Source organism: Bradyrhizobium sp. USDA 4369 (assembly GCF_054056435.1).
This window is the reverse complement of the sequence record NZ_JBSRYH010000001.1, coordinates 7,612,070-7,629,391: the sequence shown is the minus strand read 5'-3', so window position 1 is coordinate 7,629,391 and position 17,322 is coordinate 7,612,070. Positions and strand designations below refer to the sequence as shown.

The 17,322-nt window shown below is 64.2% G+C and carries 14 protein-coding genes; 6 read left to right on the top strand and 8 right to left on the bottom strand.

What is annotated here, in order from left to right; translation table 11 throughout:
• The first annotated feature begins 21 nt into the window (after nt 1-21).
• Nucleotides 22-1,245: an acyl-CoA dehydrogenase family protein gene (locus tag ACVIJ6_RS34705; RefSeq protein ID WP_456776425.1), complete on the top strand. Its 1,224-nt coding sequence runs from the start codon at nt 22-24 to the stop codon at nt 1,243-1,245.
• A 117-nt stretch (nt 1,246-1,362) separates the two neighbouring features.
• On the opposite strand, the gene ACVIJ6_RS34700 is transcribed toward ACVIJ6_RS34705, so the two are convergent.
• Nucleotides 1,363-1,635 (bottom strand): hypothetical protein, encoded by a 273-nt coding sequence (locus ACVIJ6_RS34700; protein ID WP_456776424.1) that lies wholly within the window; start codon nt 1,633-1,635, stop codon nt 1,363-1,365.
• Nucleotides 1,636-2,072: 437 nt separating this feature from the next.
• Here ACVIJ6_RS34700 and ACVIJ6_RS34695 point away from each other — a divergent pair, with 437 nt between their 5' ends.
• Together ACVIJ6_RS34695 and ACVIJ6_RS34690 are read left to right on the top strand one after the other, a co-directional pair.
• Complete coding sequence (locus tag ACVIJ6_RS34695; RefSeq protein WP_456776423.1) at nt 2,073-3,464, top strand: serine hydrolase domain-containing protein; 1,392 nt, start codon at nt 2,073-2,075, stop codon at nt 3,462-3,464.
• A 631-nt stretch (nt 3,465-4,095) separates the two neighbouring features.
• Nucleotides 4,096-4,575 (top strand): peptidoglycan-binding domain-containing protein, encoded by a 480-nt coding sequence (locus ACVIJ6_RS34690; RefSeq protein WP_456776422.1) that lies wholly within the window; start codon nt 4,096-4,098, stop codon nt 4,573-4,575.
• A 91-nt stretch (nt 4,576-4,666) separates the two neighbouring features.
• On the opposite strand, the gene ACVIJ6_RS34685 is transcribed toward ACVIJ6_RS34690, so the two are convergent.
• The 4 genes from ACVIJ6_RS34685 to ACVIJ6_RS34670 form a co-directional block, all read right to left on the bottom strand.
• The gene (locus ACVIJ6_RS34685) at nt 4,667-5,605 is read right to left on the bottom strand and encodes a hypothetical protein (protein WP_456776421.1); all 939 of its coding nucleotides are present in this window, start codon (nt 5,603-5,605) and stop codon (nt 4,667-4,669) included.
• Nucleotides 5,606-5,745: 140 nt separating this feature from the next.
• Nucleotides 5,746-7,023, bottom strand: coding sequence for a formyl-CoA transferase (frc, locus tag ACVIJ6_RS34680; RefSeq protein ID WP_456776420.1), 1,278 nt, complete (start codon nt 7,021-7,023; stop codon nt 5,746-5,748).
• Nucleotides 7,024-7,088: 65 nt separating this feature from the next.
• Nucleotides 7,089-8,819 (bottom strand): oxalyl-CoA decarboxylase, encoded by a 1,731-nt coding sequence (gene oxc / locus ACVIJ6_RS34675; RefSeq protein ID WP_456776419.1) that lies wholly within the window; start codon nt 8,817-8,819, stop codon nt 7,089-7,091.
• A 61-nt stretch (nt 8,820-8,880) separates the two neighbouring features.
• The gene (locus ACVIJ6_RS34670; protein WP_456777145.1) at nt 8,881-9,576 is read right to left on the bottom strand and encodes a GntR family transcriptional regulator; all 696 of its coding nucleotides are present in this window, start codon (nt 9,574-9,576) and stop codon (nt 8,881-8,883) included.
• 224 nt (nt 9,577-9,800) lie between these two features.
• Here ACVIJ6_RS34670 and ACVIJ6_RS34665 point away from each other — a divergent pair, with 224 nt between their 5' ends.
• Nucleotides 9,801-11,942 carry an acetate--CoA ligase family protein gene (locus ACVIJ6_RS34665; protein ID WP_172236630.1) on the top strand — a complete coding sequence of 714 codons (2,142 nt, stop codon included), beginning with the start codon at nt 9,801-9,803 and terminating at the stop codon, nt 11,940-11,942.
• 150 nt (nt 11,943-12,092) lie between these two features.
• Here the strand turns inward: ACVIJ6_RS34665 and ACVIJ6_RS34660 are convergent, their stop codons facing one another.
• From ACVIJ6_RS34660 to ACVIJ6_RS34650, 3 genes are all read right to left on the bottom strand, one after another.
• Nucleotides 12,093-12,326, bottom strand: a complete 234-nt coding sequence (locus ACVIJ6_RS34660) for a hypothetical protein (RefSeq protein ID WP_456776418.1) — start codon at nt 12,324-12,326, stop codon at nt 12,093-12,095.
• A gap of 49 nt (nt 12,327-12,375) precedes the next feature.
• Entirely contained in the window at nt 12,376-13,443 is a 1,068-nt protein-coding gene (locus tag ACVIJ6_RS34655; RefSeq protein ID WP_456776417.1) for an MBL fold metallo-hydrolase, read from the bottom strand.
• Between the two features lie 210 nt (nt 13,444-13,653).
• Nucleotides 13,654-14,721: a SphA family protein gene (locus tag ACVIJ6_RS34650; protein WP_456776416.1), complete on the bottom strand. Its 1,068-nt coding sequence runs from the start codon at nt 14,719-14,721 to the stop codon at nt 13,654-13,656.
• Nucleotides 14,722-14,984: 263 nt separating this feature from the next.
• Between ACVIJ6_RS34650 and ACVIJ6_RS34645 the strand changes: the two genes are divergently transcribed.
• Nucleotides 14,985-15,116, top strand: coding sequence for a hypothetical protein (locus tag ACVIJ6_RS34645; protein WP_456776415.1), 132 nt, complete (start codon nt 14,985-14,987; stop codon nt 15,114-15,116).
• 170 nt (nt 15,117-15,286) lie between these two features.
• Nucleotides 15,287-17,089 (top strand): adenine deaminase, encoded by a 1,803-nt coding sequence (locus ACVIJ6_RS34640; protein WP_456776414.1) that lies wholly within the window; start codon nt 15,287-15,289, stop codon nt 17,087-17,089.
• Nucleotides 17,090-17,322: the final 233 nt, after the last annotated feature.

The window sequence follows — 17,322 nt, the reverse complement described above, 5'->3', positions numbered from 1 at the left end:
TTCCCGCTCAAGGAGGCGCCCATGGACTTCTCGCTTTCGCCCGCCCAGGCCGATCTGCGCGTCAAGGCGCGCGCTTTCGCAAGATCCCGGCTGTCGGAGGTGCCGGCGCTACTGGCGACGGAATCGACGCCCGAGACGCGGTTTCGGGCCACCAAGCCGGTCTATGAAGATCTCGTGCGCGAGGGATTTCTGGCCCGGCTCGTGCCGGTGCCGTTCGGCGGCGGCGGAACGGGTGTCGTCGACATGGCCGTGGTGGCGGAGGAGTTTCACGCCGTCGACGTCAATGTGACGCTGACGATGCTCGCCAATCTGCTGGGGCTCACGCCCATCTTCATGGCCGGCACGCCCGAGCAGCAGAAGCGCTGGATTGCGCCGTTCACATCGCAGCAGGGCGCGCCGCTCGCCGCGCTGTGCAACAGCGAACCCGGCGGCAGCGCCAATTTCGACGCGCCTGAGGGCACGCGCACGACGGCGGAGCTTGCCGACGGACAATGGACCATCAATGGCCGCAAGCAATGGGTGTCGGCGGCGACGGGATGGGACGGCCGCGGCGCCGACGTCCTCACGGTGGTCGCGCGCACCCGGACGCCGGACGGCGGCACGGGCCTGACGCTGATCGGCGTCGAGGGGCCGACCAGCGGGATCGTGCTGGAGCGCGCCCACGACTCTTTCGGCTTCAAGGGGCACCTGACCCCGCGTTTCCGATTCGAGAATGTGAAGGCGCCGGAGTCCGCGACCATCGGCGCCATCGGCGGGGCGCGCGATCTGGTGGCGGGCAGCTTCATCGCCACGGCGGCGCTTGTCGGTGTGTTCGCGACGGCGGTGATGCGCGCAGCGTTTCAGTTCGCGCATGGATTCGCGGCGACCGAGACGCGCGGCGGCGGGCATCCGATCATCGGCCATCAGGCGGTGGCTTTCGCGCTCGCCGACGCCAAGGGCAAGCTGGAGGCCGCGCGCGCGCTGAGCTGGCGGGCTTGCTGGGCGGCCGACGCCAACCTGCCCGGCGCCGCCGAACTCGCATTGCATTCCAAGGTGTTCTGCTCGGAGACGGCCGTCGGCGTCATCGTCGATCTGATGCGGGTGGTCGGCATCGATTCCTACGATCACGAATTGCCTCTGGCCGGCTGGTTGCAGGACGCGATGGCATTCCCGCTGTTCGACGGGGGCAACAATGGCGTGCGGCGGCGCCAATTGCAGGCCATCCTGTCCGCGCCGGACTACGACCCGCTGTCGACCGTCGGGTGATGGCGAATAACGAATGGCGTTCCCGCGTGGCCGAGCTTGTGAGTCCGCGTGGGGGCGCCGCAGATCGTTTCCGGCCAGGGCGGTGATCGGTGAGATCGCCGGGTCGCAGATCGCGCTCTACCGCGTTCGCACTCTGACGGAAGCGACGATCCGCTCCCGCAAATCCGATCTGCCGCCTAGCGCGCCGTGAAGCCATGGCACGCTCCGCTCCGCCGTTTCCAAGGCGGCCGCCGCGGAGGCGTAGAAGACCCCGGAATAATACTGCACAGGCGTCCATCGACCGCCGTCTTCGAGATCGCGCCGAAACTCCTCGAACCCGAAGGTGTTGTCCGGCCTGGCGAAGAAGTCCACGCACCGGTCGTGCTCGGCATTCTCGATGCTGATGAACACGGTCCATGACCGGTCGATGCGCTGTGACATCATGTCTGCAGTTCTGCCGCTCCGCGCAGCGACGTTACAACCGTTACTTGCCGCCGCGCTTCAGCGTCCGAAGCTTGACCTGTCCAACTTCGACAAGACCCTGAGCACCGGCGAGTTGGTCCCTCGTGGCCGAATACCAGATCGATCACCTCGGCTCAACGTCGCGAAGCGGACGTCCGACCGATCTGGTGGCGCGTCCAGATCTGTGAAGGGTTTCGGACGCCGGCCGCCCGAATATGCCGCGCCGTCAATCATGCGGCCGGCATCCGAAACCCTTCACAACAGAGACGTCGTTCTGAGAACACGTTGGCGGGAATCCGAGGAAAATGCTTCGATAGGCGTTCTGCCTGGCTCCGTCGATGAGTATGATGCCGCGATCAGGTCAAGCTCGCGGCGCGTGGGATCCAATGTGTATTCGCCAGATTGCTTTCGCCGTCGTGCTGCTCGGCGTTTTGGTTCGGTTCGGGCCTGCCACAGCTGAAGATGGCTTCCCAGCCGCGGACTGGGAGCGCGCCAGCCCTGCAGAATTGGGCTGGTCAGAGACCGAATTGGCCCAAGCGCGATCCTTTTCGGATCAGATTGGCTCGAGCGCGGTTGTGATCATTCAGCACGGCAAGGTTGTGGCCGAGTGGGGCAATACGGCGAAGCCGATGGAAGTCGCGTCAGTCCGCAAGAGCCTGCTCAGTGCCCTGATCGGCATCGCAGTGTCGGATCACCTGATCAACCCCGACAGCACGCTTGGCGAACTCGGCATCGACGATAACCCGCCTGGCCTGACCGGGATCGAGAAGGGCGCGACGGTGCGCCAACTCCTCGAAGCGCGGTCCGGGGTCTACCACGCGGCGCTCTATGAGACGCCGGACATGGCCAAGATGAGACCGCCGCGCGGCAGCCACGCGCCCGGCACCTTCTGGTATTACAACAATTGGGACTTCAACGCGCTCGGCACGATCTACGAGCACGCAACTGGCACTGGCATCTTCGAGGCGCTCGACCAAAAGATCGCAAAGCCCATCGGCATGCAGGACTACCGGCAACAGGATGGCAGCTACGTCCGCGGCGAAGCGTCGATCCACCCTGCCTATGAGATCCGCATGAGCGCGCGGGATCTGGCGCGTTTTGCACTTCTCTATCTGCACAAAGGCAATTGGGCCGGACACCAGATCGTGCCGCCGGCGTGGGTGGAAGAGAGCACGCGGGTCTATTCGAGAGCGGCGTCCGGAATGGGATACGGCTATCTCTGGTGGAGTGGTTTTCTGGGCGGTGCCGTCGCGCCCACGGTGACTTTGCCCGAGGGCAGCTTTTGGGCCGAAGGTGCCGGCGGCCAATACGCCCTGGTCGTGCCCGCACTCGACCTCGTCGTGGTGCATCGTGTCGACCGCGACACGCCCTTCACCGAACCTTCCATGCGCAGTATGGGCAGGTTCTTCTGGTTGATCCTGAAGGCGGAGGGCTGTGATCCCGGGCCCGATGCCTCGCTCGCCGCAGCGAGCGGCGAACGACCGACAGGTGAGACCCTGGCCGCAAAATTCAAGGGCAGGACGATCAGTTTCGGTGCCAAGCTCAGGGATGGTCCGTTCACAATGCGATTCGAGCCCGACGGCCAAATGACCTATCCGCACTGGGACGAGGCCCTTGGACCTGCATCCGGGACATGGACGGTCGCGGAGGACAAGCTCTGCATCTTGACCATGGGTGGCAGACGTCGCTGCTACATTCCAGTGCTGAACGGTGAATGGATTGGGTTGTTCGACCAGCTTGGCGTCATGCAAATCGCCGGGGTGATGCTGCCTCAGTGATCTGCATGCAGCATCGGCTTGCGACGTTTGTCACCAGGCTGTCTCCACATCGTCGTGCCCGGGCTTCGTCCCGGGCATCCACGTCTTCTCAGGATGCCGAACGGCGTGGATGGCCGGGACGAAGCCCGGCCATGACGGTGTGGAGGGAGCCGGGCTCAAGCTATAGGATCATCATATGCGATAGCCCTGCTCGACCAGGGGGCGGTCTTGCGCGAGCTGTTCGTCGCCGGCGATCTGCTCCATCGACAGGATCGAGCCGCTGGGGATGTCGAACGCGTCGAGAATGGCCATGGCCTCGCACTTGGTCCTGGTCTTGATCCACCGCTCGACCCGGCCATCTCGTTCAGACGCGGCGGGCGGCCTGCTTGGCGTCGTTCGGGGCAGTCTTCCAGGAGGGCTCACTGACGAGGCCAGCAGATCTCGTTGTCCGCAGAGGCATTCAGACCATCTTCGCCAAGACGCCCAGGTTTTGCCGCGGTCCTATGGCCAGCGTGCGGTGCGATGTAACAATCGGCGCCAGCCGTGGGAACCGTGCAGGACGGATGGCGGTTACTCTGCACCGATGCGGGATTGCGCTCTGTCTCTCATGGTAGAGCGAATCATCGGCAGACCTGAGGGGGAGGGAAGGGCCATGCGCGCCTTGATCCTGGCATTGTCCATCCTGACGATCATCGCGGGCGCGCATGGTGCGAACGCTGGTCTGAGCAGTTCGCCTCGTGAATCGGGCGCCCCCGCCGAGACTGCGGTCGCTACCGCGGACGCAGATCAGCAGACCGAGAACCAGATCGGCCTGACCAAGGCCAAGCGGCGTGCGGTGCAGCGGGGGCTGACCCGGCTCGGGTTCGGCACCAAGATCAACGGGACGTTCGACGACCAGACCCGCGCGGTCATCGCGCGCTGGCAGGAGGAACGCGGTTATCCCGCGACCGGCTTCCTCAATGCCGCCCAGCACAAGGTCCTGATGGACGCAGCCACGGAGGCAGCGAGATCCGACCGTCAAGCCCGTCGTTCCGCCGGGGGACATGCGCGCTCCTCGCGCAATGTCGGAGGCCCCATCGGCGCGATCGGCGGCGCGATGCACCGCGTGGTGGGCGGAATATTCGGCAGGTAGCCCGTCCAGCGTCAGCGGAGCGTTGATCCCCATTCCAGCTCACGCGTTCTCAGCGCCGCAAAATACGTCTCCGACGGAGAGCGTGGGTTTCTCACGGATCATAGATGATTTTGGTTTTGATGCCCAATCGGGCAACGATAGCATCGACTTCTTCCTGACTTTGAGGATAGTCTTCAAAGACGATGTTCGCCTTGAACAGGCGCGGATAATATCTCGGGTTGAGCGTCCATAGGATGTCGCGGTCCACCCCCGTTTGTTCGTAAAGGCCGGTCACGCGTTGTCTCACATAGATGCTGTCCGGTGGCATCACAAAATAGGGGTCGATCGCTCTCTCGCGGAGAAATCGGGTCAAACGCGGCGATGAGTGTTCCACAGGGGCGCGGCCCTCCTGACATGGTCCACGCCGCAACATTCTCGGACCACCTTCACTCGGCGTCTTGAGGAATGCACAATACGGATCGGCGGGGTCGCTGCTGCTGGGATTGTGCCAGAGCACGAGCGCGTCCTTGAGCACGAAAGTGTGGTCGGGAGCGGTGATGATGAATTCAGCGCAGGCCGAGATACAATAGTCATAGACGACGACCGTAGCGTGCCGGTCGCGAATGACATCGGCGAGTTCCAGGGCCTTGTCTTCCCTCCCGCCAGCGCTGCGGACGACGAAGAGCCAGCCTGACGCGAGCTCTTTTGCCAGCGAGACGTCGAGGTTTGGAAGCATCGACGCGTCGAAGCACAGGATGCGCTTGTCCGGGCTGAGCGTCAGGGGACTTCCCGACCAGATCGTCCGGCAATATGACACGGCAGTGTAATAGCTGTCCCAGCTAATCGCGGCATCTCGCGCATACGCTACGCGTGCCACCAATGAAAGCCAGACGCTTGACAGGACAATGAACCGCCAGTTGTATTGTAACCAGTGGACCACCGAGGGACGTCGCGTGCGGTTCACAAGCAGGCGAGGCGGCGACGACCTCGTCACCTCCACGCGTCCCATATTCCAGGCATTCTTGACGGTGGCGATCGGCTGGCGCAACACGACCGACGTATTCGTCGCTGTGGGACGGAGAGATCGATCCACCGAATTGGAGAATCAGCGAGAATCAAAAAAGCCGCCGGACGATGCCGGCGGCTTGATGTCGATGGGAGGCAGGTGCGTCTCTCTGTCGCTACGCCCGCTTACTCCGCGGCTTCCTTGCGCGGCGGATCGAGCGCGCCGGAGTCGTGGATCTCGGCGACCTGGTGATCGCTGAAGCCCAGCACCTGGCGCAGGATCTCGTCGGTGTGCTCGCCGAGGAGGGGCGAGCGGGTGACATCGGCCGGGCTGTCCGAGAGCTTGATCGGGTTGCCGACCGACAGATACTTGCCGCGAGTCGGATGGTCGACCTCGACCAGCGTGCCGGTCTTGCGCAGCGACTCGTCCTCGGCGATCTCCTTCATCGACAGGATCGGGCCGCAGGGGATGTCGAACTCGTTGAGGATGTCCATGGCCTCGAACTTGGTCTTGGTCATGGTCCACTGCTCGATGCGGCCGAAGATCTCGTTCAGGCGCGGCAGGCGGGCGGCGGGCTTGGCGTAGTTCGGATCGGTCTTCCAGGTGGGCTCGCCGATCACGTCGCAGATCTTCTCCCAGACCGGGGCCTGGGTGATGAAGTAGATGTAGGCGTTCGGGTCGGTCTCCCAGCCCTTGCATTTCAGGATGCGGCCGGGCTGGCCACCGCCGGAATCGTTGCCGGCGCGCGGCACGGCATCGCCGAACGGCACGCCCTCGCCGAACTGGCTGTATTCCTTCAGCGGCCCGCGCTCGAGACGCTGCTGGTCACGCAGCTTGACGCGGCAGAGGTTGAGCACGCCGTCCTGCATCGCAGCCGTGACGCGCTGGCCCTTGCCGGTATGGGTGCGCTGATAGAGCGCGGTGACGATGCCGAGCGCGAGGTGCAGGCCGGTGCCGGAATCGCCGATCTGCGCGCCGGTGACCAGCGGCAGGCCGTCACGGAAGCCGGTGGTCGAGGCGGCGCCGCCGGTGCACTGCGCGACATTCTCGTAGACCTTGCAGTCCTCGTAGGGGCCAGGGCCGAAACCTTTGATCGAGGCGACGATCATCTTCGGGTTGATGGCCTGGATCTTCTCCCAGGGGAAGCCCATGCGATCGAGCACGCCGGGGCCGAAATTCTCGACCAGCACGTCGCACTTCTTGATCAGCTCGGTCAGAACCTCCTTGCCCTTGGGGTTCTTGGTGTCGAGCGTGATCGACCGCTTGTTGTGGTTCAGCATCGTGAAATACAGGCTGTCCACGTTGGGAATGTCCTGCAGCTGGCCGCGGGTGATGTCGCCCACGCCCGGCCGCTCGACCTTGATCACGTCGGCGCCGAACCAGGCCAGCAACTGGGTGCAGGTCGGTCCGGACTGGACGTGGGTGAAGTCGAGAATGCGAACGCCCTCGAGCGCCTTGGTCATGTGTTGCTCTCCGTAACGATTGGTCATCCCGCATCTCGCGGGCAGGTGATGTCTTGCGGGTGGCCTTACTTCTTCTTGGTCAGCACGCTCTGCGGATTGAGGTTGCCGATGCGGCCGCTCTCCGATCCGGCTGCGGGATCGATCACGGCGTTGATCAAGGTCGGCTTGCCGGAATCCATCGCTTCGTTGACGGCGCGCTTCAGCTCGTCCGGGGACGTGGCGTTGACACCGACGCCGCCGAAAGCCTCCATCATCTTGTCGTAGCGCGCGCCCTTGACGAACACGGTGGTCGCCGGATCGGTGCCCGCCGAATTCTGGTCGGTGCCGCGATAGATGCCGTCATTGTTGAAGATCACGACGCAGATCGGCAGATTGTAACGGCAGATGGTCTCGACCTCCATGCCGGAGAAGCCGAAGGCGCTGTCGCCTTCGATCGCCAGCACCGGCTTACCGGTCTCGACGGCCGCGGCGATCGCCGAGCCCATGCCGATGCCCATCACGCCCCAGGTGCCGACGTCGAGCCGCTTGCGCGGCTGGTACATGTCGATGACGCCGCGGGCGAGATCGAGCGTGTTGGCGCCCTCGTTGACCAGGATCGCGTCGGGACGCTCCTTGATGATGGTGCGGAGCACGCCGAGCGCGCCGTGATAGTCCATCGGCGAGTTGTTGTTCATCAGCCGCGGCGCCATCTTGGCGACGTTGTCCTCGCGCTTCTTCTGCACGGCGCTCAGCCACTCGACCGGAGCCTTGGTCCAGTTGCTGCCCATCGCGTCCGAGAAGGCCGAGACGACCGAGCCGATGTCGCCGACCACAGGGGCGGCGATCTCGACGTTGGAGTCCATCTCCTTCGGCTCGATGTCGACCTGGATGAACTTCTTCGGCTGATCGCCCCAGCTCTTGCCCTTGCCGTGCGACAACAGCCAGTTGAGGCGGGCGCCGATCAGCATGACGACGTCTGAGTCCTTCAGCACGGTCGAGCGCGCCGCGCCGGCGCATTGCGGATGCAGGTCGGGCAGCAGGCCCTTGGCCATGCTCATCGGCAGGAACGGCGCGCCGCTCTTCTCGACGAAGGTCTTGATGGCTTCGTCGGCCTGCGCGTAGGCCGCGCCCTTGCCAAGGATGATCAGCGGGCGTTTGGCATTCTTCAGCAGTTCAAGCGCGCGCTTGACCGAGTCGGGCGAGGGGATCTGCGCCGGCGCCGGATCGATCACCTTGACCAGCGAGGCCGCGCCGGCCTGCGCGTTCATCACCTGGCCGAACAGTTTGGCCGGCAGGTCGAGATAGACGCCGCCCGGACGGCCCGAGACCGCGGCGCGGATGGCGCGGGCGAAACCGATGCCGATGTCCTGGGCGTGCAGCACGCGGAACGCCGCCTTGCAAAGCGGCTTGGCGATCGCGAGCTGATCCATCTCCTCATAGTCGCCCTGTTGCAGGTCGACGATCTCGCGCTCCGACGAGCCGGAGACCAGGATCATCGGGAAGCAGTTGGTGGTGGCGTGCGCCAGCGCGGTCAGGCCGTTGAGGAAGCCGGGCGCGGACACGGTCAGGCAGACGCCCGGCTTCTTGGTCAGGAAGCCGGCGATCGCCGCGGCATAGCCGGCGTTCTGCTCGTGACGGAAGGAGAGGACGCGAATGCCTTCAGCCTGCGCCATGCGACCGAGATCGGTGATCGGAATTCCCGGCACGTTGTAAATCGTGTCGATGCCGTTCAGCTTCATCGCGTCGATGACGAGATGGAAGCCGTCGGTGAGCTCCTCGTGGGTGTCCGCCTCGGTCTTCAAAGCAGTCTGCGCCATGCGCCTCTCTCCCTGGTCGTGTAGCGAAGGCGCATTCCGCGTCTTCTTCTGATTGAACCTGTCAGCTGAATAATTCCTGGCCGTGCGTCTCGACATAGGTCGCAAGGCCAAGCGTATGATCGCGGGCCCGCTTCTCGGCGAGCTCGGTGTTGCGTTCCTCCAGCGCCTCGATGATCGCGAGATGCTCGGGCAGGGACGCCGCGATACGGTCGGTGCGGCCGATCGTGAGCTGGCGGTAGCCGCGCACGTGGAGCAGAATGTCGTTGGTCATGTCGACCAGGACCGGCGATTCCGACAGCGAGATCAGCGCCTGATGAAACGCGATGTTCGCCTTGGAATATTCCTCGATGTGCTCCTGCGGCGGACGGTCCTTGCCGAAATCCTTGAAATAGTCGCGCAGCGCGGTGATGTCCTTCTTGCGCGCGATCGTCGTGATCAGGCGCGCGGCCATGCTCTCCAGCGCGGCCCAGGCGCGGATCATGTCGACGATCTCGGTCTTGGTCCGGCGCACCACGACGATGCCACGGCGCGGTACGGTCTTCACGAAACCGTCCTGCTCGAGCATCGCGATGGCTTCACGGATCGGCGTGCGGCTGACACCGAGGCGCTCGGACAGAGCGCGCTCGTCGAGCATCACAGGCTCGGGCGAGGCGTAGATGTCCATCTTGAGAATGGCTTCTTTCAAGGCCTCATAGGCCTTGTTCTTGAAGCTCGTCTCCGGCGCGATGCGAGCGATCGCGATGTCGGCCTCGGCCATGATGGGCAATGCCTTGTTCGTTTTCTCTGTAGACAAGACCGATCTCCTCTCCTTGGGAGATGCCTGTGTACAGCATTTTGCGTCCAATATTTTTGGCATGCCAGATGCCAGACTGTCAAGGCGACCTATTTTTCCGCGTTTCCACATCTTCGGCGCGCTTGACAAAGTTTGGTTCTGGCATACCAAATGCCATAAACGACGACCAGTCCCCAGGAGGAAGCCCCATGTCTGACGCCATCCCTAACGCCAAGGCCACGATCAGAGACGTACTCGATCGGGTGAAGGCGGATAAACGCACCAGCCTCACCGCGCCCGAGGGCAAGCTGGTCTGCGACGCCTATGGCATTCCGGTGCCGAAGGAGGGATTGGCGAAGTCGGCGGCCGAGGCGGCCAGGATTGCCGGCGACATGGGCTTCCCGGTCGTCATGAAGATCGTCTCGCCGGACATTCTCCATAAGACCGAGGCGGGCGGCGTCATCGTCGGCGTCAAGACCGCCGACGATGCGCAGAAGGCCTACGAGACCATTCTCGCGAATGCGAAGAAGTACAAGGCCGACGCCAAGATCGAGGGCATCCAGGTGCAGCAGATGCTGACCGGCGGCACCGAGGTGATCGTCGGCTCGATCACCGACGGCTCGTTCGGCAAGCTGGTGGCCTTCGGCCTCGGCGGCGTGCTGGTCGAGGTGCTGAAGGACGTCACCTTCCGCCTCGCGCCCGCCACCAAGGAGGACGCGCTGTCGATGCTCGACGGCATCCAGGCCCACGAGATGCTGAAGGGCGTGCGCGGCGGCGACGCGGTCAGCCGCGAGGCTCTGTCGGACGTCATCGTCAAGGTGTCGCAGCTGGTCAGCGATTTCCCCGAGATCGTCGAGCTCGACCTCAACCCGGTGTTTGCCACCAAGAATGGCGCAATCGCCGCCGACGTCCGCATCGTCGTCGATTTCGACTACAAGCCGCGCCCGGCGCCGCGCTCGAACGACGAAATCGTCACCGCGATGAACCGCATCATGAAGCCTCAGGCGGTCGCCGTGATCGGCGCCTCCGCCGAGGACGGCAAGATCGGCAACTCGGTGATGAAGAACCTGGTCAATGGCGGCTACAAGGGCGAGATCTATCCGATCCACCCGAAGGCCTCCGAGATCCTCGGCTACAAGGCCTATAAGAGCGTCAAGGACGTGCCTGGCGTCATCGACACCGCGGTGTTCGCGATTCCCGCGAAGTTCGTCGCAGCCGCGCTCGCCGAATGCGGCGAGAAGAAGATCCCTGGCGCGGTGCTGATTCCGTCGGGCTTTGCCGAAGCCGGCGCGCCGGAGCTGCAGGCCGAGATCGTCGAGGTCGGCAAGAAGTACAACATCCGCCTGATGGGGCCGAACATCTACGGCTTCTACTACACGCCGGCCAATCTCTGCGCGACCTTCTGCACCGCCTATGACGTCAAGGGCCACGCCGCGCTGTCGTCGCAGTCGGGCGGCATCGGCATGGCGATCATCGGTTTCTCGCGCTCGGCCAAGATGGGCGTGTCGGCGATCGTCGGCCTCGGCAACAAGTCTGATATCGACGAGGACGATCTGCTCGCCTTCTTCGAGCAGGACCCCAACACCAACCTGATCGCGCAGCACTGCGAGGATCTCAAGGACGGCCGTGCCTTCGCGGAAGCCGCCAAGCGCGTCTCCAAGAAGAAGCCGGTCATCGTGCTCAAGGCGGGCCGCACGTCTGCTGGAGCTAAGGCCGCCTCGTCGCACACCGGCGCGCTCGCCGGCAACGACAAGATCTACGAGGACGTGCTGAAGCAGTCCGGCGTCATCCGCGCCCGCAGCCTGCGCCAGCTGCTCGAATTCGCCCGCGGCGTGCCGGTGCTGCCGACGCCGAAGGGCGAGAATGTCGTCATCATCACTGGTGCCGGCGGATCGGGCGTGCTGCTGTCCGACGCCGTGGTCGACAACGGCCTGTCGCTGATGACAATGCCGGCCGACCTCGATGCCGCGTTCCGCAAGTTCATCCCGCCGTTCGGGGCCGCCGGCAACCCGGTCGACATCACCGGTGGTGAGCCGCCGATCACCTACGTGAACACGGTCAAGCTCGGCCTGTCGGACGACCGCATCCACGCGCTGATCCTCGGCTACTGGCACACGATCGTGACCCCGCCGATGGTGTTCGCGCGCAACATGGTCGAGGTGAAGAAGGAGATGGAGGCCAAGGGCTTCGTCAAGCCGATCGTCGCCTCGCTCGCCGGCGACGTCGAGGTCGAGGAAGCCGCCGAATATCTCTATCAGAACGGCATCCCGGCCTATGCCTATTCGACCGAGCTGCCGGTCGAAGTGCTCGGCGCGAAGTACAAATGGGCGCGCGGGGCAGGGCTGCTCTGATCGCGCGATAAGTCAAACCAGCGATGACGCCGCTCCGGGCAACCGGGGCGGCGTTTTGCTGTCTGGTCGCGTGACCGAGCAAGATCCGTCCGTCCTGCGACGATCTCCGAGGTCAATGCGTGGAGCGCTGTGCCGCTCGGGTGAACCGGATCAGCGACGGCCCGCGCGATTGACCGGACCGCCCCGGTTCATGGGCTGCCCGGGACGAACGACCGCTCTTGCGACCGGGCGTGGTCGCAGGACGACCCCCGGTCTGACGACGCAGCCAACGGGATAGTCGACATACTGACAATATACGACTGCCGCTTCTGTCGTCGTCGGGCTGACGAATGTCAGCACGCTCGCCAAAGCGACGCCCGTGAGCGCAGTCGAAAGCAGCTTCATTTCGTTTCCTCCGCAGTTGCAGCGACGCTCGGTCCTATCGACTTGCTCGTCATTTTGCCGGCAGCCGCACACTCGCCAGGTCGGTGCCGACGACGATCGTGCCGGTGAAGCCGCCATCCTGCGCAGCCTTGATGTAGTCCTGTTCCTTCAAGGGGCCGCCCGGGACCTTCACCGTGCCCTGCGTCGGCGCCCCGAGTGCCGGGGCGAGATGAGTCAGCATGAGGTATTTGACACCGGCCCGCTGAGACATCGCCCCGAGGTCGGACGCGTTGCTCTGCCGATAATAGACCGGGGGCGGCGCGCCGCTTCCTCGCTCGGGCGACAGCACCGGGTGGATCGTCGTATGCACGACGATATCGGCGCCCTTGGCCAGCCGTTCGACCTGGTCGGAGGTCGACGTCTTGCGCGGCGGCTGTTGCACATCGTTGGAGGCGTCGCCGCCGATCACCACGCTGCCGGCAGGACTATCGACGCGAAACGCTGCAGACCCAGGGATGTGGGTCGTTCGAATCGCGCTCACCTTCACGTCACCCGATGTCCAGACGATCTGGATATCTTCCTTGGGCTTGAAGGTGACGACCTTCATGCCGGCAACCGGTCCGGCTGGATCGATCACGCCCTTGAGTTCGTCCGCGCGATAGGCGGTTTCGCCGGATTTTTCGTAAGCGTCGTCGATATGCGCGACGAGCTTGCTACAGCTCATGGAGAAGCCGGCGGCCGACTTCGCATCCGTGCTGCACACCACGTCGAGTTTTGGAGCTTTCGGTATGCCGAAAAGCCACCGCATCTGCGCGATGTCCGACAGCCCTTCGGTATGATCGGAATGGATGTGGGTGATGAAGACGGCATTGAGTTGCGCGGCGTCGACGCCAATCTGCGACAACCGCATCAAGGTGCCGCGTCCCGCGTCAAACTGCATCAGGACCGACCTGCAATCATTGGCATCGTCGCCATAGCGGACGAAAGTCCCGGGCCCGGCAAGGCCGCTGTAGGGCGGCGGACCGCTGGTGCCGGTCAGCGTGACGACCATGCAGGGAGCTGCCTCGGCGCTTGTCGCAGGAAGCAGCCCGCATGCCAGTACGAGCGAAGACACCATTGCCCCCAGCACCTTGATCATCTGCGTTCTCCGATTATGAGCGACTAACAGCGTTAGAGCACTCGTCAGGATCGCATTTGAGGTGCCTCAAGGTTATGCGCGTCGACCGGCTGAGAGGCGGGAGCCGTGAGGCCCGTGTGCACGGAAGTGGGTACAAGAGCTCGCTCGCAGAACAGCGACGTCAGTTAGGAAACCATCCGGCAAAAGAGAAGCTTCGATCGGCCGCGTAGTTCAGCGGTGGCGCGTCGGGCTCACGGTACTGGCGGGCGGGGCCTGAGAGATCGAGAATGTCAGCCATGTATTCCATCCGGCCGGCCGGTTGGCCTCCGCAAATTCCCCATAGGCTTTGACGTTGAGGTAGCCCTGCATGTCTCCGACCGGAAACAGATAGCCGAACTGCGGACCGATGCCGGCGACACGCGAGCGGAACGATCCGAGGATCGGATGCTGACCGGAGTCGTCGGTCACTTGCTGGTAGACATATCCCACGAGTCCGACAAAGGCGTGCTTGGAGAGGAACTTGGAGGCGCCCCAGTCGACATGGAAATCGACCCCGCTCCGGTACTGCGTATCCGGATTCTTGAAGTTGTAGGTGAAGCCGGCGACGCCGGAGAACTCCAGCCCCTTGGCGAGGTCGAGATAAGTGTAGCCGCCACCGCCGTCGATCGCGCCGTGGCCAATTCCGGTGTTGGCGAGACGGGTCGGCTGATAGTCTCCGACAGGAACGTCGCCGGTGACATATGTCATCCAGTTATGCACGCCATCGTGCCATTTCAGCGACATGACCGGATAGAGATCGCCCACCGACACAAGCGTATCGGTCAGACTGCCGCTGCGCGTGGTTCCGAAGGGACCGACATTCGTCGTCAGGGTGCCATTGAGGTCGACCGCGCTTCGGGCGAATGTCCCGGTCAGGCCCATGGCAAGTTGCCCGCCAAGCACGGGAGTCGCGAACGTGTAGGTCGGCGCGAGGATCAGAATATCCGCCTGCGCATTCAAATTCACATTGAGATTGACATTGATGGTCGGCGGAAACCGGCCTGTCGAGATCTCCCGCGAAGCAGCAACCCCGCCAGATCCGCTGACCGAGGTGTGGTAATACACCATGCCCATCGACCAGCCGGGAGTCACGGGCAGCGCAGCCAGGCTGCCGAATTGTCCAGGCAGCCAGAACGAGATGCCATTCTCGTCAGCGCGCGCATTGGACAACGGAAGTGCAAACAGCAGGCTGGTGGCGGCCGCGATGACCCTGAAGCGCGCTGTTGCAAACCATTCGCTCGATTTCCGTCCGCCTTGCATGTGCTGCCCCCCAACTAAACGCCTTATTTTTTTAGTCTTCTGTTCGTTTCATGTGCAACGGCAATCCGCATCGGGCCCGCAACCTATCCGGGCATGCGATGTTAGGGCCACACTTCGGTGACTTTGTTCCGCATTTGAGCTGTTTAGATGAGGAGGGAGTCGCAACAATGCGACTGCGCAGGTTCCATGATCGACATGGCGCGTAGTTCGGTTGCTTGCGACGTCAGCAGTCGGGAGCATGGGCCCTCAATCATCGGAGTCTGGTGACGGCGCAACTCAATCAAGAACGGTCCGGCATTTTTGACGTGACGTCGATCAAGGATCTCGAGCCGCGCCGCGACGTCCCCATCGAATGCGACGTGCTCGTCGGCCTCTCCATGAGGACGCTGCCGTGACCGGCAGCGTCCTCATGCTCTGTGTGCAGCGCCAGTTGGCGCACGCGACTCAGGGCTGGACCCGGCTGCTCAAGCCGTAATCAGCCTTGCCGACCTATTTGGGCTTGCCGTCGCCGGGATCGCGCGCAACGATCGTGCCGGATTGCCCCGACACGTTCAGCGAGCCTGCCATGACCAAACTCACCCGCTTCTCCGTCGCCCCCTTGCACATGATGACGCGCCGGCTGGCCGATGTTGCCTCGGGCCGCGTTGCGCCGGATCTCGTCATCACCGGCGCGCGGGTGCTGTCGACCTATTCGGAGCGCATTCACCCGTCGCGTGAGCTCTGGATCACCGGCGGGCGGGTGGCCGCGGTGAAGCCAGCCGGCGCGCACAAGGCGCTTCCCAGCGGTTTCGCGATCCATGACGCCGCCGGCGGCATCATCGCGCCGGGTCTGGTCGATCCGCACATCCACATCGAATCCTCGATGGTCACGGCCTGCGCCTATGCCGAGGCCGCGCTGCTCAACGGCACCACGACGATCTTCTGCGACAGCCACGAGATCGGCAACGTCATGGACGTGGCCGGCGTCGAGGCCATGCTGGAAGATGCGCGCGAGGCGCCGTTGTCGATCTTCCTGACCGTACCTTCGACGGTGCCGGCGACGTCCGCTGCGCTGGAGACCGCCGGCGGCGATCTGACGCCGGACAAGATCGCCGGCCTGTTCGACCGCTGGCCGGAGGCGGTGGCGCTCGGCGAGAAGATGGATTTCGTGCCCGTGGTCATGGGCGACGAGCGCAGCCATGCGATCCTCGCGGCGGCCCTGCAGCGGGGGCGGCCGGTGTCGGGCCATGTCTATGGCCGCGAATTCGTCGCCGCCTACGCCGCGAGCGGCGTCACCGACACCCATGAGGCGATCGACCGCGATATCGCCGACGACCTGCTCGATGCCGGCGTCTGGATTTTTCTGCGCGGCGGCCCGCCCACGACCCCGTGGCACAGCCTGCCGCAGGCGATCCGCACCATCACCGAGCTCGGCGCCTCGCATAAGCGCACCGCCGTCTGCACCGACGATCGCGACGCTGACGATCTCATGCTGTTCGGGCTCGACTGGGTGGTGCGCGAGGCGGTCAAGGCCGGGATGTCGCCGGAGCAGGCGTGGTCGATGGGCTCGCTGCATGGCGCGACGCGCTTCGCCATGGATGGCGAGATCGGTGGCCTCGGCGGCGGCCGCCGCGCCGACCTGGTGCTGCTCGACGACGGCCTCAAGCCGCAATCGACCTGGTATGGCGGCGAGCTCGTGGTGGACAAGGGGAAGATCACGCCGCTTCTCGATCAGGCGCTGTCGCAGCGCTATAAATATCCGAAGGCGGCCTTTGTCACGGTGAAGCTGCCGCAACAGATGACCCTGACGCCGCAGCTTCCGGCGCAGCCATGCACGGTGAACACGATCAAGACGGCGCTGCCGGGCATCACCTTGATCCATGAGAAGGTTGCGATCGAGCCGGCGAGCGATTGGCAGACGCTGTTCGCGCGCCACGGCCTCTGCTTCGTCGCGGTGATCGAGCGGCACGGCAAATCGCCGGGCAACGTTGCGCACGGGCTGTTGAAGGATTTCGGCCTGACGCGCGGCGCAGTCGCGTCGAGCGTCGGCCATGACAGCCACAACATCATCGTCGCCGGCACCAACGAGGCCGACATGCAGGTCGCCGTCGCCGCGATCGGCAGCTATCAAGGCGGCGTCTGCGTCGTCGCCGACGGCGAGGTCAGGGCGATGGTGCCGCTGCCGATCGCGGGCCTGTTGTCGGACAAGCGCATCACCGCGGTCGCCGAGGAGGTGAAGCTCCTGAAGAAGGAATGGACCGAAGCCGGCTGCATCATTCCCTATATGGGCTTCAACCTGATCCCGCTGTCGGTCATCCCGGAGATCCGCATCACCGACAAGGGCCTCGTCCTGGTGCCGCAGATGGAGCTGGCGCCGCTGTTCGAATGAACCAGGGTCGGTCGCAGCGCACGACAATCTAAGACCTTCACGGCGCCCGGCCAAAGCAGCGCGCATGCGCCGGTCGGGCCGGATCGCGCCTCGCTCGTCATGAGCGCAGCGGCTTGGCGATGGCGGTCGTCAGACGACGACGGCCGGTGGCCGAGGGAACCGAAAAGAATATCCTGCCGCATGTCGGGCTGGCCCACGGATAGTCGTCCTTGGGAGCGGACAACCGAGGACGG

Excerpts from the sequence above, each read along its gene's own strand:
- oxc (WP_456776419.1), bottom strand. The coding sequence starts at position 8,819 with ATGGCGCAGACTGCTTTGAAGACCGAGGCGGACACCCACGAGGAGCTC.
- frc (WP_456776420.1), bottom strand. The coding sequence starts at position 7,023 with ATGACCAAGGCGCTCGAGGGCGTTCGCATTCTCGACTTCACCCACGTC.
- ACVIJ6_RS34660 (WP_456776418.1), bottom strand. The coding sequence starts at position 12,326 with ATGAAGCTGCTTTCGACTGCGCTCACGGGCGTCGCTTTGGCGAGCGTG.
- ACVIJ6_RS34640 (WP_456776414.1), top strand. The coding sequence starts at position 15,287 with ATGACCAAACTCACCCGCTTCTCCGTCGCCCCCTTGCACATGATGACG.
- ACVIJ6_RS34665 (WP_172236630.1), top strand. The coding sequence starts at position 9,801 with ATGTCTGACGCCATCCCTAACGCCAAGGCCACGATCAGAGACGTACTC.
- ACVIJ6_RS34705 (WP_456776425.1), top strand. The coding sequence starts at position 22 with ATGGACTTCTCGCTTTCGCCCGCCCAGGCCGATCTGCGCGTCAAGGCG.
- ACVIJ6_RS34670 (WP_456777145.1), bottom strand. The coding sequence starts at position 9,576 with ATGGCCGAGGCCGACATCGCGATCGCTCGCATCGCGCCGGAGACGAGC.
- ACVIJ6_RS34650 (WP_456776416.1), bottom strand. The coding sequence starts at position 14,721 with ATGCAAGGCGGACGGAAATCGAGCGAATGGTTTGCAACAGCGCGCTTC.
- ACVIJ6_RS34655 (WP_456776417.1), bottom strand. The coding sequence starts at position 13,443 with ATGATCAAGGTGCTGGGGGCAATGGTGTCTTCGCTCGTACTGGCATGC.
- ACVIJ6_RS34695 (WP_456776423.1), top strand. The coding sequence starts at position 2,073 with ATGTGTATTCGCCAGATTGCTTTCGCCGTCGTGCTGCTCGGCGTTTTG.
- ACVIJ6_RS34690 (WP_456776422.1), top strand. The coding sequence starts at position 4,096 with ATGCGCGCCTTGATCCTGGCATTGTCCATCCTGACGATCATCGCGGGC.